Annotated in this window: 19 protein-coding genes; 1 reads left to right on the top strand and 18 read right to left on the bottom strand. The window is 72.4% G+C overall.

Annotated elements, in window-relative coordinates; genetic code table 11:
- Nucleotides 1–57: 57 nt before the first annotated feature.
- The 6 genes from carB to pyrR all read right to left on the bottom strand — a co-directional run bounded on the left by carB (nucleotide 58) and on the right by pyrR (nucleotide 8,084).
- Complete coding sequence (gene carB, locus VM636_RS25200) at nucleotides 58–3,366, bottom strand: carbamoyl-phosphate synthase large subunit (protein ID WP_338485817.1); 3,309 nt, start codon at nucleotides 3,364–3,366, stop codon at nucleotides 58–60.
- Nucleotides 3,359–4,501 carry a glutamine-hydrolyzing carbamoyl-phosphate synthase small subunit gene (carA, locus tag VM636_RS25195; protein WP_030420861.1) on the bottom strand — a complete coding sequence of 381 codons (1,143 nt, stop codon included), beginning with the start codon at nucleotides 4,499–4,501 and terminating at the stop codon, nucleotides 3,359–3,361. The genes carB and carA overlap by 8 nt, the downstream gene beginning before the upstream one ends.
- A complete protein-coding gene (locus VM636_RS25190; protein ID WP_030420860.1) occupies nucleotides 4,498–5,064 on the bottom strand; it encodes a hypothetical protein in 567 nt (188 codons plus the stop codon). Before VM636_RS25190 ends, carA begins: the two co-directional genes overlap by 4 nt.
- Entirely contained in the window at nucleotides 5,061–6,347 is a 1,287-nt protein-coding gene (locus VM636_RS25185; RefSeq protein WP_030420859.1) for a dihydroorotase, read from the bottom strand. Before VM636_RS25185 ends, VM636_RS25190 begins: the two co-directional genes overlap by 4 nt.
- A gap of 3 nt (nucleotides 6,348–6,350) precedes the next feature.
- Nucleotides 6,351–7,331: an aspartate carbamoyltransferase catalytic subunit gene (locus tag VM636_RS25180; RefSeq protein ID WP_030420858.1), complete on the bottom strand. Its 981-nt coding sequence runs from the start codon at nucleotides 7,329–7,331 to the stop codon at nucleotides 6,351–6,353.
- A gap of 144 nt (nucleotides 7,332–7,475) precedes the next feature.
- Entirely contained in the window at nucleotides 7,476–8,084 is a 609-nt protein-coding gene (gene pyrR / locus VM636_RS25175; protein WP_030420857.1) for a bifunctional pyr operon transcriptional regulator/uracil phosphoribosyltransferase PyrR, read from the bottom strand.
- Nucleotides 8,085–8,379: 295 nt separating this feature from the next.
- Here pyrR and bldD point away from each other — a divergent pair, with 295 nt between their 5' ends.
- A complete protein-coding gene (gene bldD, locus VM636_RS25170) occupies nucleotides 8,380–8,883 on the top strand; it encodes a transcriptional regulator BldD (protein ID WP_010046440.1) in 504 nt (167 codons plus the stop codon).
- A gap of 163 nt (nucleotides 8,884–9,046) precedes the next feature.
- Here bldD and nusB read toward each other — a convergent pair whose 3' ends face one another.
- The 12 genes from nusB to VM636_RS25110 all read right to left on the bottom strand — a co-directional run bounded on the left by nusB (nucleotide 9,047) and on the right by VM636_RS25110 (nucleotide 22,253).
- Nucleotides 9,047–9,481, bottom strand: coding sequence for a transcription antitermination factor NusB (gene nusB, locus VM636_RS25165; protein WP_030420856.1), 435 nt, complete (start codon nucleotides 9,479–9,481; stop codon nucleotides 9,047–9,049).
- 2 nt (nucleotides 9,482–9,483) lie between these two features.
- Nucleotides 9,484–10,050, bottom strand: a complete 567-nt coding sequence (gene efp, locus VM636_RS25160; RefSeq protein WP_030420855.1) for an elongation factor P — start codon at nucleotides 10,048–10,050, stop codon at nucleotides 9,484–9,486.
- Nucleotides 10,051–10,108: 58 nt separating this feature from the next.
- Nucleotides 10,109–11,215 carry a M24 family metallopeptidase gene (locus tag VM636_RS25155; protein WP_030420854.1) on the bottom strand — a complete coding sequence of 369 codons (1,107 nt, stop codon included), beginning with the start codon at nucleotides 11,213–11,215 and terminating at the stop codon, nucleotides 10,109–10,111.
- A 127-nt stretch (nucleotides 11,216–11,342) separates the two neighbouring features.
- On the bottom strand, nucleotides 11,343–12,311 hold the full coding sequence (locus tag VM636_RS25150; RefSeq protein WP_030420853.1) for a Pro-rich N-terminal domain-containing protein: 969 nt from the start codon (nucleotides 12,309–12,311) through the stop codon (nucleotides 11,343–11,345).
- A 160-nt stretch (nucleotides 12,312–12,471) separates the two neighbouring features.
- Nucleotides 12,472–14,118, bottom strand: a complete 1,647-nt coding sequence (gene aroB, locus VM636_RS25145; RefSeq protein ID WP_078855992.1) for a 3-dehydroquinate synthase — start codon at nucleotides 14,116–14,118, stop codon at nucleotides 12,472–12,474.
- A complete protein-coding gene (gene aroC, locus VM636_RS25140) occupies nucleotides 14,115–15,299 on the bottom strand; it encodes a chorismate synthase (protein ID WP_338485809.1) in 1,185 nt (394 codons plus the stop codon). The genes aroB and aroC overlap by 4 nt, the downstream gene beginning before the upstream one ends.
- A gap of 162 nt (nucleotides 15,300–15,461) precedes the next feature.
- Nucleotides 15,462–16,364: a shikimate dehydrogenase gene (locus tag VM636_RS25135; RefSeq protein WP_078856177.1), complete on the bottom strand. Its 903-nt coding sequence runs from the start codon at nucleotides 16,362–16,364 to the stop codon at nucleotides 15,462–15,464.
- On the bottom strand, nucleotides 16,345–18,132 hold the full coding sequence (gene mltG, locus VM636_RS25130; RefSeq protein ID WP_037859317.1) for an endolytic transglycosylase MltG: 1,788 nt from the start codon (nucleotides 18,130–18,132) through the stop codon (nucleotides 16,345–16,347). The genes VM636_RS25135 and mltG overlap by 20 nt, the downstream gene beginning before the upstream one ends.
- Before the next feature lie 123 nt (nucleotides 18,133–18,255).
- Entirely contained in the window at nucleotides 18,256–18,720 is a 465-nt protein-coding gene (ruvX, locus tag VM636_RS25125) for a Holliday junction resolvase RuvX (RefSeq protein WP_051821510.1), read from the bottom strand.
- A gap of 56 nt (nucleotides 18,721–18,776) precedes the next feature.
- Nucleotides 18,777–21,449 carry an alanine--tRNA ligase gene (gene alaS / locus VM636_RS25120; protein WP_030422374.1) on the bottom strand — a complete coding sequence of 891 codons (2,673 nt, stop codon included), beginning with the start codon at nucleotides 21,447–21,449 and terminating at the stop codon, nucleotides 18,777–18,779.
- A complete protein-coding gene (locus VM636_RS25115; protein WP_053913448.1) occupies nucleotides 21,449–21,802 on the bottom strand; it encodes a hypothetical protein in 354 nt (117 codons plus the stop codon). Before VM636_RS25115 ends, alaS begins: the two co-directional genes overlap by 1 nt.
- Nucleotides 21,803–21,809: 7 nt before the next feature.
- A complete protein-coding gene (locus tag VM636_RS25110; protein WP_030422372.1) occupies nucleotides 21,810–22,253 on the bottom strand; it encodes a DUF948 domain-containing protein in 444 nt (147 codons plus the stop codon).
- Nucleotides 22,254–22,310 lie beyond the last annotated feature (57 nt).

The raw sequence follows: 22,310 nt of genomic DNA, 5'->3' as shown, positions 1-22,310 counted from the left end.
TGTGCGGGGGCCGCCACGAGGAGGGGGACACCGTCTCCGGTGTCCCCCTCGGGAGTGCTAGTCGCGGGCCGCGATCAGGAACTCGGCGTGTTCCTGGAGGGAGCGGACCCCCACCTCGCCCCGGTGCAGGGCGTCGATGCCCTGGACCGCCGCGGCGAGCGCCTGGACCGTGGTCAGGCAGGGCACGGCGCGGGAGACGGCCGCCGTGCGGATGTCGTAGCCGTCGAGGCGGCCGCCGGTGCCGTACGGCGTGTTGACGATGAGGTCGACCTCGCCGTCGTGGATGAGCTGGACGATGGTCCGCTCGCCGTTCGGGCCGGTGCCCTCGGACTGCTTGCGCACGACGGTGGCGTTGATGCCGTTGCGGCGCAGGACCTCGGCGGTGCCGGAGGTGGCGAGCAGTTCGAAGCCGTGGGCGACCAGCTCGCGCGCCGGGAAGATCATCGAGCGCTTGTCGCGGTTGGCGACGGAGATGAACGCCCGGCCCTTGGTCGGCAGCGGGCCGTAGGCGCCGGCCTGCGACTTGGCGTAGGCGGTGCCGAAGACCGAGTCGATGCCCATGACCTCGCCGGTGGAGCGCATCTCGGGGCCGAGGACGGTGTCGACGCCGCGGCCGTGGATGTCCCGGAAGCGGGACCAGGGCAGCACGGCCTCCTTGACGGAGATCGGCGCGTCCAGCGGCAGGTCCCCGCCGTCGCCCGCGGCGGGCAGCAGCCCCTCCGCGCGCAGTTCGGCGATGGTGGCGCCGAGCGAGATGCGGGCGGCGGCCTTGGCCAGCGGCACCGCGGTCGCCTTCGAGGTGAAGGGCACGGTGCGCGAGGCGCGCGGGTTGGCCTCCAGCACGTAGAGGATGTCGCCGGAGAGCGCGAACTGGATGTTGATCAGACCGCGGACGCCGACCCCGGCGGCGATGCCCTCCGTGGAGGTGCGCAGCCGCTTGATGTCGTAGCCGCCGAGCGTGATCGGGGGCAGGGCGCACGCCGAGTCGCCGGAGTGGATGCCGGCCTCCTCGATGTGCTCCATGACGCCGCCGAGGTACAGCTCGTGCCCGTCGTAGAGGGCGTCGACGTCGATCTCGATGGCGTCGTCGAGGAAGCGGTCGACGAGGACCGGGCGGGAGGGGCCGATCTCGGTGGACTCGGCGATGTACGACTCCAGCCGGGCCTCCTCGTACACGATCTCCATGCCGCGTCCGCCGAGCACGTAGGAGGGCCGCACCAGGACCGGGTAGCCGATCTCGTCCGCGATGGACTTGGCCTCGGCGAAGGTGGTGGCGGTGCCGTGCTTGGGGGCGGGCAGTCCGGCTTCGGCGAGGACGCGGCCGAAGGCGCCCCGGTCCTCGGCGGCGTGGATCGCCTCGGGCGGCGTGCCGACGATGGGGACGCCGTTGTCCTTGAGGGCCTGGGCGAGGCCCAGCGGGGTCTGTCCGCCGAGCTGGACGACGACGCCGGCGACCGGGCCGGCCTGCTGCTCGGCGTGGACGATCTCCAGGACGTCCTCCAGGGTGAGCGGCTCGAAGTAGAGCCGGTCGGAGGTGTCGTAGTCGGTGGAGACGGTCTCCGGGTTGCAGTTGACCATCACGGTCTCGTACCCGGCGTCGCTCAGCGCGAAGGAGGCGTGCACGCAGGAGTAGTCGAACTCGATGCCCTGGCCGATGCGGTTGGGCCCGGAGCCCAGGATGATCACCGCGGGACGCTCGCGCGGGGCGACCTCGTTCTCCTCGTCGTAGGACGAGTAGAAGTAGGGGGTCTTCGCGGCGAACTCGGCGGCACAGGTGTCGACCGTCTTGTAGACCGGGCGGATGCCGAGGGCGTGCCGGACCTCGCGGACGACGTCCTCGCGCAGGCCGCGGATCTCACCGATCTGCTGGTCGGAGAAGCCGTGCCGCTTGGCCTCGGCGAGCAGGTCGCGGGTCAGCTCGGGCGCGGCGGCGATCTCGTCGGCGATCTCCTTGATGAGGAAGAGCTGGTCGACGAACCAGGGGTCGATCCGGGTGGCCTCGAAGACCTCCTCGGGGGTGGCGCCGGCGCGGATGGCCTGCATGACCGCGTTGACCCGGCCGTCGGTGGGGCGGACCGCCTCGCGCAGCAGCTCGGTCTTGTCGCCGGGCTCGCCGACGAAGGTGAAGCGGCTGTCCTTCTTCTCCAGCGAGCGCAGGGCCTTCTGGAACGCCTCGGTGAAGTTGCGGCCGATCGCCATGGCCTCGCCGACCGACTTCATGGTGGTGGTCAGCGTGGAGTCGGCGGAGGGGAACTTCTCGAAGGCGAAGCGGGGCGCCTTGACGACCACGTAGTCGATGGTCGGCTCGAAGGAAGCCGGCGTCTCGCGCGTGATGTCGTTGGGGATCTCGTCGAGGGTGTAGCCGACGGCCAGCTTGGCGGCGATCTTGGCGATGGGGAAGCCGGTCGCCTTGGAGGCGAGCGCCGAGGAGCGCGAGACGCGCGGGTTCATCTCGATGACGATGACCCGGCCGTCCTCGGGGTTGACCGCGAACTGGATGTTGCAGCCGCCGGTGTCGACGCCGACCTCGCGGATGACGGCGATGCCGATGTCGCGCAGGACCTGGTACTCGCGGTCGGTCAGGGTCATCGCGGGCGCGACCGTGATCGAGTCGCCGGTGTGCACGCCCATCGGGTCGAAGTTCTCGATGGAGCAGACGACCACGACGTTGTCGTTCTTGTCGCGCATCAGCTCCAGCTCGTACTCCTTCCAGCCGAGGATGGACTCCTCCAGGAGCACCTCGGTGGTCGGCGAGAGGGCGAGACCCTGGCCGGCGATGCGGCGCAGCTCCTCCTCGTCGTGGGCGAAGCCGGAGCCGGCGCCGCCCATGGTGAAGGAGGGGCGGACGACGACGGGGTAGCCGCCGAGTTCGTCGACGCCGGCGAGGATCTCGTCCATGGAGTGGCAGATGACCGAGCGGGCGGACTCGCCGTGGCCGGTCTTCTTGCGGACCTCCTCGACGACGTCCTTGAAGAGGTCGCGGTCCTCTCCCTTGTGGATGGCGTCGACGTTGGCGCCGATCAGCTCCACGCCGTACTTGTCGAGGACGCCGCTCTCGTGCAGGGAGATGGCGGTGTTGAGCGCGGTCTGGCCGCCCAGGGTGGGCAGCAGCGCGTCGGGACGCTCCTTGGCGATGATCTTCTCGACGAACTCGGGGGTGATCGGCTCGACGTAGGTGGCGTCGGCGATCTCCGGGTCGGTCATGATCGTGGCCGGGTTGGAGTTGACGAGCACGACCCGCAGGCCCTCGGCCCGCAGGACGCGGCACGCCTGGGTGCCGGAGTAGTCGAACTCGGCGGCCTGGCCGATGACGATCGGGCCCGAGCCGATGACCAGGACGGACTGGATATCGGTGCGCTTAGGCACGCTGGCCCTCCATCAGGGAGACGAAACGGTCGAACAGGTAGGCGGCGTCGTGGGGACCGGAGGCCGCCTCCGGGTGGTACTGGACGCTGAAGGCCGGCCGGTCGAGGAGGCGCAGACCCTCCACCACGTCGTCGTTGAGGCAGACGTGGGAGACCTCGACGCGGCCGTAGGGGGTGTCGCAGACCCGGTCGAGCGGGGCGTCGACGGCGAAGCCGTGGTTGTGCGAGGTGATCTCGACCTTGCCGGTCGTGCGGTCCTGCACGGGCTGGTTGATGCCGCGGTGGCCGTACTTCAGCTTGTAGGTGCCGAAGCCGAGGGCGCGGCCGAGGATCTGGTTGCCGAAGCAGATGCCGAAGAGCGGGGTGCCGCGGTCCAGGACGCCGCGCATCAGGGAGACGGCGTGGTCGGCGGTCGCGGGGTCGCCGGGGCCGTTGGAGAAGAAGACGCCGTCGGGACCGAGGGCGTGGATGTCCTCCACGGTGGCGGTGGCGGGCAGGACGTGCACCTCGATGCCGCGCTGGGCCATGCGGTGCGGGGTGGTGCCCTTGATGCCGAGGTCGACGGCGGCGACGGTGAACCGCTTCTCGCCGACCGCGGGGACCACGTACGCCTCGGCGGTGGTCACCTCGGCGGTCAGGTCGGCGCCGGCCATGCCGGGGGTCTCGCGGACCCGGGCGAGCAGGGCGGCCTCGTCGGCGAGGTCGTCGCCGGAGAAGATGCCGGCGCGCATGGCGCCGCGCTCGCGCAGGTGGCGGGTGAGGGCGCGGGTGTCGATCCCGGAGATGCCGACGACGCCCTGCTCGGCCAGTTCGTCGTCGAGGGAGCGGCGGGAGCGCCAGTTGGAGGGCAGCCGGGCGGGGTCGCGGACGACGAAGCCGGCGACCCACATCGTGCGGGACTCGCGGTCCTCGTCGTTGACGCCGGTGTTCCCGACGTGCGGGGCGGTCATCACGACGACCTGGCGGTGGTACGACGGGTCGGTCAGGGTCTCCTGGTAGCCGGTCATGCCGGTGGAGAACACGGCTTCGCCGAAGGTGGCCCCCACGGCCCCGTAGGCACGGCCGCGGAAGCTCCGGCCGTCCTCCAGGACGAGCACGGCGGGAGTCCTGGCTGCTCCCCTGGTGGAGGTCGTCATCGTGCGCCTTCCGTTTCCGTCTTGTTGATCATGTCGTTCAGGGTGTCGGCCCACTCGGTGTGCTCCGCCGCGCGGTCGAAGCGGAAGCCGGAGTCGATCAGCCGGCCGCCGTGCTCCCAGGTCACCACGAGCAGTCCGCCCTCGGTGAGGACCTTGCCGGCGATGCCCTTGTCGAGGCGGGCCCCGCGCAGCCGGGCGGCGGGGACGAAGAAGTCCTCCGCGCCGGGGCGCGCGACCTCCAGTCCGGCGTCGGTCAGGGTCAGCTCGGCGCGGCTGCGGGTGCCCAGTCCGCGGGCGACGATGCGGTCGAGCCACTGCCCGGCGGTGGTGGAGCCGTGGTAGCGGCCGCTCATCGTCAGCCGGACCGGGCCGGGAGCGTCGGGGGCGGTGGGCAGCTCGGGCAGGTCGCCCTGGAGCGTGCCGCGCCACTTCCAGCCCTCGCGCATGAGCCAGTAGACGAGGGCCACGAACAGGCCGAGGCCGACGACCCAGCCGATGCGCGCGGCCCAGTCGGTCACTTGCGCCGATTCCTTCTCGGCGGCCAGCAGGATTACAGGTGTCACGTGAGCTTCCCGTCGACGAGCGTGGCCTTGCCCCGCAGCCACGTGTGCGTGACACGGCCCGGCAGCTCGCGGCCCTCGTAGGGGGTGTTGCGGCTGCGCGAGGCGAAGCCCGCGGGGTCCACCCGGCCACGGTATGCGGTGTCCACGAGGGTGAGGTTGGCGGGCTCACCAGCCGAGACGGGGCGGCCGTGGCCGGTGGCGCGGCCGATCCGGGCCGGGGTGAAGGACATCCGGTCGGCGACGCCGGCCCAGTCGAGCAGGCCCGTCTCCACCATCGTCTCCTGGACCACCGACAGTGCGGTCTCCAGGCCGACCATGCCCATGGCGGCCGCGGCCCACTCGCAGTCCTTGTCCTCGTGCGGGTGCGGGGCGTGGTCGGTGGCGACGATGTCGATCGTGCCGTCGGCGAGCGCCTCGCGCAGCGCCATGACGTCGCGCTCCGTGCGCAGCGGCGGGTTGACCTTGTAGACGGGGTCGTAGGAGCGCACCAGTTCGTCGGTGAGGAGCAGGTGGTGCGGGGTGACCTCGGCGGTGACGTCGATGCCGCGGGACTTGGCCCAGCGCACGATCTCGACGGAGCCGGCGGTGGAGAGGTGGCAGATGTGGACGCGGGAGCCGACGTGGTCGGCGAGCAGGACGTCCCGCGCGATGATCGACTCCTCGGCGACGGCGGGCCAGCCGCCCAGTCCCAGTTCCGCGGAGACGACGCCCTCGTTCATCTGGGCGCCCTCGGTGAGCCGGGGCTCCTGGGCGTGCTGGGCGACGACGCCGCCGAACGCCTTCACGTACTCCAGGGCACGGCGCATGATCACGGCGTCGTGGACGCACTTGCCGTCGTCGGAGAAGACGGTGACGCCGGCCGCCGACTCGTGCATGGCCCCGAGTTCGGCGAGCTGGGTGCCCTCCAGGCCGACGGTGACGGCGCCGATGGGCTGCACGTCGCAGTAGCCGTGGTCGCGGCCGAGGCGGTAGACCTGCTCGACGACGCCGGCGGTGTCGGCGACGGGGAAGGTGTTGGCCATGGCGAAGACGCTGGTGTAGCCGCCGCTCGCCGCCGCGCGGGTGCCGGTCAGGACCGTCTCGGAGTCCTCGCGGCCGGGTTCGCGCAGGTGGGTGTGGAGGTCGACGAGGCCCGGCAGGAGGACCTTGCCCGCCGCCTCGACGACCTCGGCGCCCTCGGCGCTCAGGCCGGTGCCGACCTCGGCGACGACGCCGCCCTCGACGAGGACGTCCCGGGGTTCGCCGCCGAGCACCCGCGCACCGCGGATCAGGGTCTTGCTCATCTCTTACTTCTCCTCCGTGGTGCGGGTGTGGGTGAGGGCGGTCTCGTTTCCGCCGAGCAGCAGGTACAGGACGGCCATGCGGATGGAGACGCCGTTGGTGACCTGCTCGACGGCGGTGCAGCGGCCGGAGTCGGCGACGTCGGCGGTGATCTCCATGCCGCGGACCATCGGGCCGGGGTGCATGACGATGGCGTGGTCGGGCATGCGCGCCATGCGCTCGCCGTCGAGGCCGTAGCGGCGGGCGTACTCGCGCTCGGTCGGGAAGAACGCGGCGTTCATGCGCTCACGCTGGACGCGCAGCAGCATCACCGCGTCGGACTTGGGCAGGGTGGCGTCGAGGTCGTAGGAGACCTCGCAGGGCCAGGTCTCGACGCCGACCGGCAGCAGGGTGGGCGGGGCGACGAGGGTGACCTCGGCGCCGAGGGTGTGCAGCAGGTCGACGTTCGAGCGGGCGACCCGGCTGTGCAGGATGTCGCCGACCAGGGTGATGTGCCGGCCGTCCAGGTCCCGGCCGAGGCCGGCGTCGCGGCCGACCAGCCGGCGGCGCATGGTGAACGCGTCCAGCAGGGCCTGGGTGGGGTGCTGGTGGGTGCCGTCGCCCGCGTTGACGACGGCCGCGTCGATCCAGCCCGAGGTGGCCAGCCGGTAGGGGGCGCCCGAGGCGCTGTGCCGGATGACGACCGCGTCCACGCCCATGGCCTCCAGCGTCTGGGCGGTGTCCTTGAGGGACTCGCCCTTGGAGACGCTCGACCCCTTGGCGGTGAAGTTGATGACGTCCGCGGAGAGCCGCTTCTCGGCGGCCTCGAAGGAGATCCGGGTGCGGGTGGAGTCCTCGAAGAAGAGGTTGACGACGGTACGGCCGCGCAGGGTGGGCAGTTTCTTGATCGGCCGGTCGGCGACCCGGGCCATCTCCTCGGCGGTGTCGAGGATCAGGACGGCGTCGTCGCGGGAGAGGTCGGCGGCCGAGATGAGATGGCGCTGCATCTGTCAGGCTCCGTAAGACGATTCAAGCGGAAGATCAGGAGAATTCGGGCGTGTCCGGGCGTGCCGGGGTGCGTCCCGGGGGCCTCGGAGGCACGTCGGCGTGCCGGAGGGCGGGCGCTGGCCCGCGGGGGCGTGGGCCGGACGTTACGGGTGCGCGCCGGGGGTGGTCCGCTTGGCACCGAGCAGCACGGTGTCGCGGCCGTCCTCCTCGGCGAGCAGGACCTTGACCGTCTCCCGCAGCGAGGTGGGGAGGTTCTTGCCGACGTAGTCGGCGCGGATGGGCAGCTCGCGGTGGCCGCGGTCGACGAGGACGGCGAGTTGCACCGCGCGGGGGCGCCCGATGTCGTTCAGGGCGTCCAGGGCGGCGCGGATGGTGCGCCCGGAGAAGAGGACGTCGTCGACGAGGACGACGAGGCGGCCGTCGACGCCGTCACCGGGGATCTCGGTGCGGGCCAGCGCCCGCGGCGGCTGCAGGCGCAGGTCGTCGCGGTACATGGTGATGTCGAGGGAGCCGACCGGGATCGCGCGCTCGGTGATCTCCTCCAGCTTGGCGGCCAGCCGCCGGGCGAGGAAGACGCCCCGGGTGGGGATGCCGAGGAGCACCACGTCGTCGGCGCCCTTGGCGCGTTCGACGATCTCGTGGGCGATGCGGGTGAGCACCCGGGCGATGTCGGGGGCCTCCAGGACGGGCCGCGCCTCGGGGCGGGGTTCCGCCGGCCGGGCCTGTTCGCCACGCCTGTCGTGCGTGTCCATACGAAACGGACCTCCTTCTCCGTCTCACGGGACGGACCTTAAAGGACGTCGGATTTGCACCACCTACCGTAGCAGGCCCGCCGGAGCGTCCCGCACCGCCCGGGACCCGCCCCCGTCACCCCGGTGCCGCGCCGGGGCCACCCGTACGCAGTAACGGGCCGCGGATATCACGGATCAGCCGGGGCGGACCATTCGGCTTGACGCAGGCAAGTAACTCTGCGTAACCTCACAGTGAGTTACCAGCCGCGCGGCAGACAACAGGGCCGGCCGCGTCGACACCTTGTCCGGGAGCCATATGTCCAGCGAATACGCCAAACAGCTCGGGGCCAAGCTCCGGGCCATCCGCACCCAGCAGGGCCTTTCCCTCCACGGTGTCGAGGAGAAGTCCCAGGGCCGCTGGAAGGCCGTGGTGGTCGGTTCGTACGAGCGCGGCGACCGCGCCGTGACGGTGCAGCGCCTCGCCGAGCTGGCGGACTTCTACGGCGTTCCCGTGCAGGAGCTGCTGCCGGGGACGACCCCGGGCGGCGCGGCCGAGCCGCCGCCGAAGCTGGTCCTGGACCTGGAACGGCTGGCCACCGTGCCGGCCGAGAAGGCGGGCCCCCTCCAGCGGTACGCCGCCACGATCCAGTCGCAGCGCGGTGACTACAACGGCAAGGTGCTCTCGATCCGCCAGGACGACCTGCGCACCCTCGCCGTGATCTACGACCAGTCGCCCTCGGTGCTGACCGAGCAGCTCATCAGCTGGGGTGTGCTGGACGCGGACGCGCGCCGCGCGGTCGCCACCCACGAGGAGGGCTGACCGCCTCCCCCGCCCCAGCAGAAACGTGCCGCCGGGGTGACCGGAACCACATGGTTCCGGTCACCCCGGCGGCTTTTTCGGTTCCGGGACGACCCCGGCACCGCCCGACGCCCGAGGGGCCCGCGGCGGGCGGTGCCGCGGGCCCCTCGGGCGGCGACAGCGGTCAGGCGTCTTCCCGGCGCAGCGACGGCTTCAGCTCCTTGAGCCGGCCGAGCAGCCCGTTGACGAAGGCCGGCGAGTCGTCCGTGGAGAACTCCTTGGCGAGCTGGACCATCTCGTCGAGGACGACGGCGTCCGGGGTGGCGTCGACCCAGATCAGCTCGTAGGCACCCAGCCGCAGGATGTTGCGGTCGACGACCGGCATCCGGTCGAGCGTCCAGCCCACCGCGTACTGGGCGATCAGCTCGTCGATGCGCGCGGCGCGCACGGCGTAGCCCTCCACGAGATCCATCGTGTACTCGCTCACCGGCGGCTGCCGGGTGTCGGACCGGGCGTGCCGGACCCAGTCGGCGAGGACCGTCAGGACATCGGCACCGCGCTGGTCGCCCTCGAAGAGGATCTGGAAGGCGCGCTTGCGGGCCGTGTTGCGAGCAGCCACGGTTAGCCGTTCACCCGGCCGAGGTAGTCGCTGGTGCGGGTGTCGACCTTGATCTTCTCACCGGTGGTGATGAAGAGCGGGACCTGGATCTGGTGGCCGGTCTCCAGCGTGGCGGGCTTGGTGCCGCCGGTGGAGCGGTCGCCCTGGACGCCGGGCTCGGTGTCCTGGACCGTCAGCTCGACGGCCGCGGGCAGCTCGACGGAGAGCACCTCGCCCTCGTGCTGGGCGACGGTGGCCTCGAAGCCCTCGACCAGGAAGTGGGCGGTGTCCCCGACGACCTTGCGGTCGACGTGGAGCTGGTCGTAGGTCTCCATGTCCATGAAGACGAAGTAGTCGCCGTCCATGTAGGAGAACTGCATGTCGCGGCGGTCGACGGTGGCGGTGTCGACCTTGACACCGGCGTTGAAGGTCTTGTCGACGGTCTTGCCGGAGAGCACGTTCTTGAGCTTGGTGCGCACGAAGGCCGGGCCCTTGCCGGGCTTGACGTGCTGGAACTCGACGACGGACCAGAGCTGGCCGCCTTCGAGCTTGAGCACCATGCCGTTCTTGAGGTCGTTCGTGGAAGCCACGGTTGTGGAATCTCCTGGACTGACGTGGACGACTCGGGGGCGGGCGCACAGCGCGGGGCTAGAGCGCGAGCAGCTCCTTGGTCGTGATGGTGAGTAGCTCGGGTCCGCCGTCCGCCTCGGGGCGCACGACGAGCGTGTCATCGATCCGGACCCCGCCCCGGCCCGGGAGGTGGACTCCCGGTTCGACGGTGACCGGCACACAAGCGTCCAGTTTACCCATGGCCGCGGGGGCCAATTGCGGGTCCTCGCCGATTTCCAGCCCCACGCCGTGCCCGGTGAGCGGCGGCAGGTACTCCGCGTACCCCGCGGAGTCCAGCGGCTGGCGGGTGAGGCGGTCCACATCACGGCAGGCCGCACCCGGTACGAGGGCCTCGCGGCCGGCCCGCTGGGCGGAGAAGACCAGATCGTACAGGTCGATCTGCCAGTCGGCGGGCGAGGTGCCGATGACGAAGGTCCGGCCGATCTCGCAGCGGTAGCCGCGGTAGTCGGCGCCGAGGCAGACGGAGAGGAAGTCGCCCTCCTCCACCCGGCGGTCGCTGGGGCGGTGGCCGCGGCGGCCCGAGTGCGGGCCGGTCGCCACGGAGGTGGGGAAGGCGGGGCCGTCGGCGCCGTGGTCGACCAGGCGCCGTTCCAGTTCCAGGGCGAGGTGCCGCTCGGTGCGGCCGACCAGGATGGATTCGAGGAGTTCGCCGAGGGCCTGGTCGGCGATCTCCGCGCCGATGCGCAGGAAGGAGATCTCCTCCTCGTCCTTGATCACCCGGAGTTGTTCCACCGCTCCCCCGAGGTCGTTCAGGCGCAGCCGGGGCGCGACGGAGCGCAGGGCGCGGTGGCGGGCGACGGTGAGGTGGTGGTCCTCGGTGGCGAGGGAGTCGGCGCCGCGTGCGGCGGCGATGTCCGCGGCGGCGACGGCGGGGTCGCCGCCGGGTCCGGGCAGGACGTGGACCCGCAGGTTCTCGTCGGGCCGGCCCTCGGTGGGGCGGGCGTAGGGCGGTCCTCCGTGGACGAGGAGGTCCTCGTCCCCGCCGAGCAGCAGTACCGCGCCGTGCGGGGCGGCGCCCGCGAGGTAGCGCACGTTGGCGGGGCGGGAGACCAGTACCGCCGCGCTGCCGCCCGCGTCGCAGCGTTCCCGTAGGCGCGTCCGGCGGGCCGCGTACACCTCTGACATGAGCCGAGCCTACGAGGGGTGGCCGGATGTCGCCGTTCGAGCGGGTCCGAGTGGGGCCTCGGCACCCTTCCGTGCCGCGCCCCGCCCGGTCCCCGGCGTCACGCGGGGGCCGGTGCGGCGGGGGCCGCTACCACTGGGGCGGGCTGGCTATGGAACGGGCCAGGACCTCGTCCAGGACCCGGGCCGTCTCCGCTATGCCGAGTTGGGAGTTGTCGATGATGGGCAGGCCCGACCCGTACCAGCCGGCCATCCGGCCGTGGATGCGGGCGACCTCCTCGTCGGTGAGCCGCCGGTTGCCGCTGCGGGCGGCGTTGCGCTCCAGGACGATGTCCAGTCCGGGCAGCAGGACGACCGGGAGCAGCCCGGGGCCGACATGCCGTTTCCAGCCACCGAGGCCGACGACGGGGCGGTCGGGGAAGACGGCGTCGTCGAGGATGCACGAGATGCCGTTGGCGAGGAAGTTGCGGGCCGAGAAGCCACAGGTGCGGCGGGCGAGGCGGTACTGGGCCTCGGAGTGGTCGTTCCAGCCCGACTGGGGGTCGGCGAAGCCGGAGCGGACCCACTCGCGGACGTCGTCGAGGCTGATGTGGGCGGTGGGCACGCGGCGGTGGTCGGCCCAGTACTTGGCGACGGTCGTCTTGCCGGCGCCGGCCGGTCCGATGAGCAGGACGGCGAGGGTGGCGGTGGCCGGGTCGGGCATGGCCGAGGGGGCGCCGGGCAGGTGCGGGGCGGCGACGGGACCACCCGGGGGCAGCGGTACGTGACCGGTGACGTCCGTGGCGGGCGCGTGCGGCGCCGGGTGTTGCGGGGCGGGCGGCTGTCCGGGGGCCGTGGGGTGCGGGGCTCCGGTCCGCGGCGGACCGGGGTGCGGTACGCCGGGCTGCCCGGCGCCCGGCTGGTGCGCGCCGGGCCGCTGCGGGCCCGGCGGGGGCGTCCCGGGCCGGGGCGCCCGCATCGGGTGGCCCGGGGGCGGGGGCACGGGGGCGGGGCCCTGGTGGTGCGGCCCCGGCTGGTGCGCGGCCGGGGACCAGCCGGCGGCCGGTCCGTGCCCCGGCTGGTGGGGCGGCGGCAGCGGAGACCCCACTGCGTGCTGCATCCGGTGCCACTCCGTCTCGTACAGGCGATGGGCGCTGACGGCGGGGGCTCCCGCCTGCCACCGAACGGTACCGTCCCCGGCCGGCGTTTGGTGAACGGCCGGGGACGCCGTCGGGTGCCCGGCACCGCGGGCGGGCCGGACGGAAGGGACGCGGGGGTACTTACTCGCCCACCTCGCCGTAGGCGGCGAGCAGCACGGCGGGGTCGGGGCCCTCCAGCACCGCCGGTCTGGCCAGTCCGTCCAGCACCACGAAGCGCAGCAGGTCGCCGCGGGACTTCTTGTCGACCCTCATGTTCTCCAGCAGCCGGGGCCACTGGTCGTGCCGGTAGTGCAGCGGCAGTCCGACCGACCGCAGGATGCTGCGGTGCCGGTCGGCGGTGGCGTCGTCGAGCCGGCCGGCGAGGCGGCCCAGTTCCGCGGCGAAGTGCATGCCGACCGAGACGGCGGCGCCGTGGCGCCACTTGTACCGCTCGTTCTTCTCGATGGCGTGGCCGAGGGTGTGGCCGTAGTTGAGGATCTCGCGCCGGCCCGCCTCCTTCAGGTCCGAGGAGACGACGTCCGCCTTGACCCGGATCGAGCGCACGATCAGTTCGGCGGTGTGGGGGCCGGCCGGGGTCCGCGCCGCCTCGGGGTCGGCCTCGATCAGGTCGAGGATCGCCGGGTCGGCGATGAAACCGGCCTTGATGACCTCGGCCAGTCCGGAGACGTAGTCGTTGACCGGGAGGGATTCCAGGGCGGCGAGGTCGCACAGGACGCCGGCGGGCGGGTGGAAGGAGCCGACGAGGTTCTTGCCCTCGGCGGTGTTGATGCCGGTCTTGCCGCCCACGGCCGCGTCGACCATGGCCAGCACGGTGGTGGGGATGGCGATCCAGCGCACCCCGCGCAGCCAGGTGGCGGCCACGAATCCGGCCAGGTCGGTGGTGGCGCCGCCGCCGACGCCGACGAGGACGTCGGTGCGGGTGAAGCCGGACTGGCCGAGCGCCTTCCAGCAGTAGGCGGCGACCTCGGCGGTCTTGGCCTCCTCGGCGTTGGGCACCTGGACGGCGACGGCCTCGTAGCCCTGGTCGGCGAGGTCGGCGCGGAGCGCCTCGCCGGTCTCCGCGAGGGCTTCGGGGTGGATGACGGCGACGCGCTGGGCGGCGGTGCCGATCAGGGTGCCCAGCTCGCCGAGGAGCCGGTGCCCCACCAGGACCTCGTAGGGCTCGGTGCCGGCGCTTCCGCCGACCGCGATACGGGTCACAGGGTCTGCCACGGCGTCCTCCGGCCGGGTCTGCGGGGTCGGTTCCCCGGGTGGTGCGATGTGCGGGGCGAGGGCGTCCAGGACGGCCTGGGCGACCTCCTCGGGGGTGCGGCCGTCGGTGGCCACGGTGGCGGAGGCCGTCTCCTCGTAGAGCGGGCGGCGGGCCTCCATGAGTGCGCGCCACTGCTTGCGCGGGTTGACCGCGAGGAGCGGGCGGGCGGCGTTGAGCCCGGTGCGCTTGACGGCCTCCTCCACGTCCATGGAGAGGTAGACGACGTGGTGTCCGGCGAGGAGCGCCCGGGTGCCGGCGTCGAGGATGGCGCCGCCGCCGAGGGCGAGCACGCCCCGGTGCCCGGCGAGCGCGGTGCGCACGGCCTCCTTCTCCAGGGCGCGGAAGGCGGCTTCGCCCTCGTCGACGAAGATGTCGGCGATGCTGCGCCCCCGGGCGGTGACGATGTCCTCGTCGGTGTCGCGGTAGCCGGTGCCGAGGCGTTCGGCGACGAGCCGGCCGACGGTGGACTTGCCGACGCCCATCGGGCCGATGAGGACGATCAGCGGTACGCTCATCGGATGGCCAGGGCGTCGAGGTAGGAGCGGACGTTGCGGCGGGTCTCGGTGACGCTGTCGCCCCCGAACTTCTCCGCGACCGCGTCCGCGAGCACCAGCGCGACCATGGCCTCCGCCACGATCCCGGCCGCCGGCACCGCGCACACGTCCGAACGCTGGTGATGCGCCTGCGCCGCCTCGCCGGTCACCACGTCGACCGTGCGCAGCGCCCGCGGCACCGTCGCGATCGGCTTCATCGCCGCGCGTACCCGCAGCGCCTCGCCCGTCGACAGGCCGCCCTCCGTGCCGCCCGCGCGCCCGGTGGCGCGCCGGATGCCGTCGTCGTCCGCCACGATCTCGTCGTGCGCCCGCGATCCGGGTACCCGGGCCAGCCCGAAGCCGTCCCCGATCTCGACGCCCTTGATCGCCTGGATGCCCATCAGCGCCGCCGCCAGCCGCGCGTCCAGCCGCCGGTCCCAGTGCACGTGCGAGCCCAGTCCCACGGGCACCCCGTAGGCCAGCACCTCGACCACGCCGCCCAGGGTGTCCCCGTCCTTGTGGGCCTGGTCGATCTCCGCGACCATCGCCTTCGAGGCGTCCGCGTCCAGACAGCGCACCGGGTCCGCGTCGAGCCGTTCCACGTCCCCCGGTACCGGGTACACGCCGTACGGGGCCTTCGCCGCGGCCAGTTCCACCACGTGGCTGACGATCTCGATGCCGGCCGTCTCCTTCAGGTACGAGCGGGCGACCGCGCCCAGCGCGACCCGCGCCGCCGTCTCCCGCGCCGAGGCACGTTCCAGCACCGGCCGCGCCTCGTCGAACCCGTACTTCTGCATCCCGGCCAGGTCCGCGTGTCCCGGCCGCGGACGCGTCAGCGGAGCGTTCCGCGCCAGACCGGCCAGCACCCGCGGATCGACGGGGTCGGCGGCCATCACCTGCTCCCACTTCGGCCACTCGGTGTTGCCGACCATCACCGCGACCGGGGAACCCAGGGTCAGACCGTGCCGGACACCGCCGAGGAAGGTCACCTCGTCCCGCTCGAACCTCATCCGGGCACCGCGCCCGTACCCCAGCCGCCGCCGCGCCAGATGATCCGCCACCATCTCCGTCGTGACCGGCACGCCGGCGGGCAGACCCTCCAGCGTCGCGACGAGTGCGGGACCGTGGGACTCCCCCGCGGTCAGCCAGCGCAACCTGCTCAACGGTGCTCCTCAGTGCTCGCGCCCGGTACTGCCCTGCGCACGCTCCTTCTCCGCGTACGGCGACGACGTGGCCGGGTGCGCGGGCCCCGGTCCGCCACCCCCGATCCTCCCACGTCCACCGGGCCGAATCCGTCGCCGGTCCACCTGGCGGACGCCCGCGGATCAGGCGCGGCGGGCCGGGCCGGGCTCCGTTCCGGTTCCGTTTCCGGCCGCCGGGGGCGGTGCCTGGCGCTCGGCGAGGGCGCGTTCGCCGGCCGCGCGCATGGCGGCCAGCGGGGCCGGGGAGTGCCCGGTCATCTGTTCCACCTGGAGCACGGCCTGGTGCAGGAGGAGGTCGAGGCCGCCGACGACGGCTCCGCCGGCGGCCGACCAGCGGGCGGCGAGCGGGGTGGGCCAGGGCTCGTAGAGCACGTCGAAGAGGGTTCCCGGCCGCTCCGGTACGGCTCCGGCGAGCGCGTCGGTGGTGCCGGCCGGGGTGGTGGCGACGACCAGCGGGGCGTGCAGCGCCTGCGCGGCCCGCTCCCACTCCACGATGCGGACGGCGACGCCGAGCCGTTCGGCCCAGCCGCGCATCTCGGCGGCGCGGGCCCCGCTGCGGACGTACACGTCGACCTCCCCGGTGCAGATCCGGGCGAGGGCGGCCAGCGCGGAGGAGGCGGTGGCGCCGGCGCCGAGGACGGCGGCGCTCTCGGCCTTCTCGACGCCGTGTTCGCGCAGGGCGGCCACCATGCCGGGGATGTCGGTGTTGTCGCCGGTGCGGCGGCCGTCGGGGGCGAGGACCACCGTGTTCACCGCGTCCACCGAGGCGGCCGTCTCGCTGATCGCGTCGAGCAGCGGGATGACCGCCCGCTTCAGCGGCATGGTCAGGGAGAGTCCCGCCCACTCGGGGCCGAGGCCCTCGACGAAGCCGGGCAGGGCCGCCTCGTCGAGGTCGAAGCGGTCGTACGTCCAGTTCTCCAGGCCCAGTGCGGCGTAGGCGGCGCGGTGCAGCACCGGGGAGAGGGAGTGGGCGATGGGCGAGCCGAGCACGGCGGCCCGGCGCGCGTCAACGGACCGTGGTGGCATCGAACTTGTCCTTGAGCTTCTGGAATTCGGCGTAGTTCTTGGCGAACTCGGTCTTGTTCAGGCCGTCGGTGGCCACGAAGTAGATCCAGCCGTCGTCGGTCGGCACCAGCGCCGCCTCCAGGGCCTCCTGGCCGGGGTTGCCGATGGGACCGGGCGGCAGGCCCTTGTTCGTGTACGTGTTGTAGGGGTCCTTGTTGCTGTTGATCTCGGACTCGCTGATCCGGATGTTGCTCTCGCCCTTGAGGTAGTTGAAGGTCGAGTCGAACTGGAGGAGCCGGTTGGTCTCCGTGTTGGTGGGCTTGAGGCGGTTGTAGACGACCTCGGACATCATCCGGAAGTCCTCGTGCGTCTTGCCCTCGGCCTGGACGAGGCTGGCCACGGTGAGCAGTTCCCAGGGGCCGTCGAGGCCGAGTCCGGCCGCCTTCTTCTCCAGCCCGATCCGCTGGTACTGCTCGTTGGCCCGCGCCACCATCTGTTTGAGGACCTCCTCGGGCTTCTGGCCCTTGGCGACCGAGTAGCTGGAGGGGTAGAGGAAGCCTTCCAGGGGGTCCTTGAGGTTCTCGTGGTTCATCGCCCACTCGGGCAGTCCGAGGCTCTTCCACTCGCTCTCGGCGACCTTCGCGGTGGTGCCCTCCTTGACCTCCAGGCGCTTGTCGATGAGTTTGTAGACGTCGATGTTGCGCTTGCCCTCGGCGATGATCAGGTTGCTGCGGCTCTTGGGGCTGAGCAGGAGTGCGACCGCGCTCTCGGCCGACATCTCCTTCTGCAGCGTGTAGACGCCGTCCTGGATGCCCTGGCCGCCGGGGTTGCTCGCCTGCGCGGAGATGAAGGCGTCCACGCTCTTGACGACGCCCTTGCGTTTCAGCTCCTGGCCGATGACGGAGCCGGTCGCGCCCTTGGGGATGGTGACGGTGACCTGCTCGCCGTTGCCGCTGCCCGCGAAGTCCGGGGCCGAGCCGAAACGGTCCTGGTAGAACTGGTAACCGAAGTACGTGACGCCCAGGGCGCCGCCGCCCAGCACCAGCGAGACCACGAGGCAGGCGCAGCCGTTGCGGCCCTTCTTCTTGGGTTTGCCGCCGCGGGCCCGGCGCTCGCCGCGCCCGCGGACCGGGCCCTCCTCGTCGGCGTCGGCCTCCCCTGGTTTGCCGTCGTCCGCGCCGGTGAAGAAGGCGTGGTCCTCCTCCTCGGTGCCGGGGTCCCAGTCGGTGCGCTCGGGTTCGGGCTCGGTGCGCCGGCGGCCGGGCGGCTCGGGGGGCGGGTAGGCGTCGGGGGTGCCGTAGAAGTCGGGCTGCTCGCCGCCGCCGTAGGCCGCGGCCTGCTGGCCGTAGGGGTCGGACGGGTCGCCGGGGTACTGCGCGTGGGGATGCGCGCCAGTGCCCCAGCCCTCGTCCTGCGGGTGCTGTGCGTGCTGCTGGTGGGGCTGTTGCGGCTGCTGGTGCGGGTGTTGCTGGGACGCGTACTGCTGCGGGTCGTACTGCCCGTCGTACTGCCCGCCCTGCTGCTGTCCGTAGGGTTGTTGTCCGCCGGGGGGAGGCTGCCCGTACTGGTCGTACGGGTCGTACTGCTGTTCGCCGTACCCGGAACCGCCTCCCCATTCGCCGTACTGCTGCTGGTGCTGGTGCTGCGGCTGCTCGGGATACTGCTGCGGCCGGCCGCCGTAGGGGGACTGCAGGCCCGCCTGGGCCTGCTGTCCTTCCCATCCGTCCCCGTACAAGGGGTCCTCCGGACCCCACGGTGCGGAGCCTTGGCCCCGGCCATACTCAGTCATCGATCCCCTAGAGCCGCGAGGCGGCGAAACGCGCGGCTGGAAGGTCCGGCTCCCGTTCCGCCTCTTGCTGTGCGGTGGCTGTTCGAATGCCCCCGCATCGCGCGGAACGTTACCGTATCGCGATCACATGACCACTTCGACGCCCTCACCGGGTGCTTCGCCTGACACCCGTTCGGATTCGAGTGCCTGCTGGAGGATGACGACGGCCGCGGCCTGGTCGATCACCGACCGGCCCTTGCGCGAGCGGACCCCGGAGGCGCGCAGGCTCCGGCCCGCCGTGACGGTCGTCATCCGCTCGTCGACGAGACGTACGGAGACCGGGGCGACGCCCCGGGCCAGCTCCTGGGCGAAGCCCCGCACCTTGGCCGCGGCCGGGCCCTCGCCCCCCTTGAGAGACCGCGGGAGCCCGACGACGATCTCGATCGGCTCATACTCCTCGACGAGTTGACGCAGCCGCCGGTGGGCGGCCGGGACGTCCCGGCCGGGGACGGTCTCCACCGGGGTGGCGAGGATGCCGTCCGGGTCGCACGAGGCGACCCCGATCCGGGCGTCGCCGACGTCGACGGCCAGGCGGCGGCCGCGGCGCATGGCCGGGCCGTCCGCCGCCGCGTGCTCCGGGCCCTCGCCGGGGCCCTGTCCCGCGCTCACTTCGCGGTGTCCGCCACGAGCCGCTCGACGGCCTCGGCGGCGGCGTCGATGGCGTCCGGGTTCTGGCCGCCGCCCTGGGCGACGTCCGGCTTGCCGCCGCCCCCGCCGCCGAGGGTCTTGGCGGCGGTGCGGACCAGGTCGCCGGCCTTGAGCCCGCGCTCGCGGGCGGCCTCGTTGGTGGCGATGACCGTCAGCGGCTTGCCGTTGACCGCGGTGAACAGGGCCACCACGGCGGCCCGGCCGCCCTGGACGCGCCCGCGCACGTCGAGGACGAGCTTGCGCAGGTCGTCGGCGGTGGTGCCGTCCGGCACCCGGCCGGTGACCACGGCGACGCCGCGCACGTCCTTGGCGGACTCGGCGAGTCCGGCGGCGGCCTGGAGGACCTTCTCCGCGCGGAACCTCTCGATCTCCTTCTCGGCGTCCCGCAGCTTGCCGAGCATGGCGGAGATCTTCTCCGGCAGTTCCTCCGGCCGGCCCTTGACCAGCTCCTGGAGCTGGGCGACGACGGTGTGCTCGCGGGCGAGGAAGTGGTAGGCGTCCACGCCGACCAGCGCCTCGATGCGGCGCACGCCCGAGCCGATGGAGGATTCGCCGAGCAGCTTGACCAGGCCGAGCTGGGCGGTGTTGTGGACGTGGGTGCCGCCGCACAGCTCCTTGGAGAAGTCGCCGATGGTGACGACCCGGACCCGCTCGCCGTACTTCTCGCCGAACTCGGCGATGGCGCCCTGCTTCTTGGCCTCGTCGATGCCCATGACGTCGGCGCGGACGTCGAGGTCGCGGGCGAGCACCTCGTTGATCCTCTGTTCGACGTCGGTCATCACGGCGGTGGGCACGGCGGAGGGCGAGCCGAAGTCGAAGCGGAAGCGGCCGGGCTGGTTCTCGGAACCGGCCTGGGCGGCCGTGGGGCCGAGCGCGTCGCGCAGCGCCTGGTGGGTGAGGTGGGTGGCCGAGTGGGCGCGGGCGATGGCCTTGCGGCGGAGCACGTCGATGGTGGCCTGGGCCTTGGCGCCGACGGTGACCTCGCCGACCTGGACGACGCCCTTGTGGACGTAGACGCCCGGGACCGGCTTCTGGCAGTCGCGGATCTCGATGACGGCGCCGGATTCGGCCCTGATCCGGCCACTGTCGCCGATCTGGCCGCCGCCCTCGGCGTAGAAGGGGGTGCGGTCCAGGACGATCTCGACCTCGTCGCCCTCGGTGGCCGCGGGCGAGGAGACGCCGTCGACGAGGATGCCGACGATGGTCGACTCGCCCTCGGTGTCGCCGTAGCCGATGAAGTCGGTGGCGCCGGCGCGGTCGGCGATCTCCCGGTAGGCGCCGAGGTCGGCGTGGCCGGTCTTCTTGGCGCGGGCGTCGGCCTTGGCGCGCTCGCGCTGCTCCTTCATCAGGCGGCGGAAGCCGTCCTCGTCCACGGACAGGCCCTGTTCGGCGGCCATCTCCAGGGTGAGGTCGATGGGGAAGCCCCAGGTGTCGTGGAGCAGGAAGGCCTGGTCGCCGGAGAGCACGGTGCCGCCGGCGGTCTTGGTCTCGCTGACGGCCGTGTCGAGGATGTTGGTGCCGGCCTTCAGCGTCTTGAGGAAGGCGGCCTCCTCGGCGAGGGCGACCTTCTCGATCCGCTCCCGGTCGGTGACCAGTTCGGGGTACTGCTGCCCCATCATGGCGATGACGACGTCGATCAGGTCCTTGACGACCGGGCCGGAGGCGCCGAGCAGGCGCATGTTGCGGATGGCGCGGCGCATGATGCGGCGCAGCACGTAGCCGCGGCCCTCGTTGCCGGGGGTGACGCCGTCGCCGATGAGCATCACGGAGGTGCGCATGTGGTCGGTGACCACGCGCAGCGAGACGTCGGAGGCGTGGGCGTCGCCGTAGGCCACGCCGGTCAGCTCGGTGGCCTTGCGGATGACGGCCATGGAGGTGTCGATCTCGTACATGTTCCGCACGTCCTGCAGAATCATGGCGAGGCGTTCCAGGCCGAGGCCGGTGTCGATGTTCTTGCTCGGCAGCTCGCCGAGGATCTCGAAGTCCTCCTTGCCGATGCCCTCGCCCCGCTCGTACTGCATGAAGACGAGGTTCCAGATCTCGACGTACCGCTCGTCGTTGACGGCGGGGCCGCCCTCGGCGCCGAACTCGGGGCCGCGGTCGTAGTTGATCTCGGAGCAGGGGCCGCAGGGGCCGGGGACGCCCATGGACCAGTAGTTGTCCTTCTTGCCGAGGCGCTGGATGCGCTCGGCCGGGACGCCGACGACGTCGTGCCAGATGCGCTCGGCCTCGTCGTCGTCCTGGTAGACGGTGATCCACAGGCGCTCGGGGTCGAGGCCGTAACCGCCCTTGTCCTGGGGGCTGGTGAGCAGCTCCCAGGCGAGGGTGATCGCGCCTTCCTTGAAGTAGTCGCCGAAGGAGAAGTTGCCGCACATCTGGAAGAACGTGCCGTGCCGGGTGGTCTTGCCGACCTCTTCGATGTCGGGGGTGCGCACGCACTTCTGCACGCTGGTGGCGCGGTCGAAGGGCGGCTTGACCTCCCCGAGGAAGTACGGCTTGAACGGCACCATGCCCGCCGGGACCAGCAGCAGAGTCGGGTCGTCCGCGATGAGCGACGCCGAAGGGACGACGGTGTGACCGCGCTCCTCGAAGAAGCTCAACCAGCGGCGACGAATCTCGGCCGACTCCATCAGTGGTCCTCATTCCGGTTGGACGAGTACGTCGCCTTGTCGACGTACGTCGGATCGTTGCGGTTCTCGATGGCGGCGTACCGCCGGGGCGGCGCGAGCGCCGGGTCGGGCGGCGGCGCGTGCAGTCCGAGCGCGTCGCCCAGTTCGGCCTCGCGGCGCGCCATGTGGTCGCGGACGTCGAGGGCGAAGCCGACCGCGCGGTCCCGCAGCCGGCCGCCGGCGTCGAGCGCCTTGTCGGCCGCGGTCGCGGCCAGGCTCTCGGGGCTCAGCTCCCTCAGCTTGCGGTTGACCTTGGTGGTGGCCCACACTCCGGCGGCCACGCCGCTGGTGAACCAGAACGTACGGCGGAACATCGCTGGGTCAGTCCTTCTTCCGCTTCGTCCGCCGCGCGGTCGGGATCGTCCGTCCGACGATCACGGCGCGGCGCGGCTGCCTGGCCGGCCCGTCCCCGCCCCGCGCGCCGAGCGCCCGGCGCACGCCGTAGCCGAAGGCCGCGACCTTGACCAGGGGGCCGCCGAAGGTGGAGGCGACGGTGGTCGAGAGGGCGGAGGCGTTGGAGGTGACCTCCTGGACGTCGGTGGCGATGGCGTCGACCCGCTCGATCTGGGTCTGCGCCGAGCGCACCGTCGCGGAGGCGTCCGCCAGCAGGGGGACGGCCTGGTCGGTCACGTCCGCCACCAGCTTGGTGGTCGCCCTGAGCGTCTGGGCCAGCCTCGCCAGCGCGACGGCGAGGAAGGAGACCAGGATCGCCCAGAAGACGGCCACCAGGATCCCGGCCACCTCGCCACCGGACACCGCGTGCACCCGCTCCCTGAAAAGACGTGCCTGTACATCGAGAAAGTCGTGCACCGAGCCTATCGC

Origin of the sequence: Streptomyces sp. SCSIO 75703 (assembly GCF_036607905.1) — a bacterium.
GTDB lineage: Bacteria > Actinomycetota > Actinomycetes > Streptomycetales > Streptomycetaceae > Streptomyces.
This window is presented reverse-complemented; position numbering and strand designations above follow the sequence as displayed.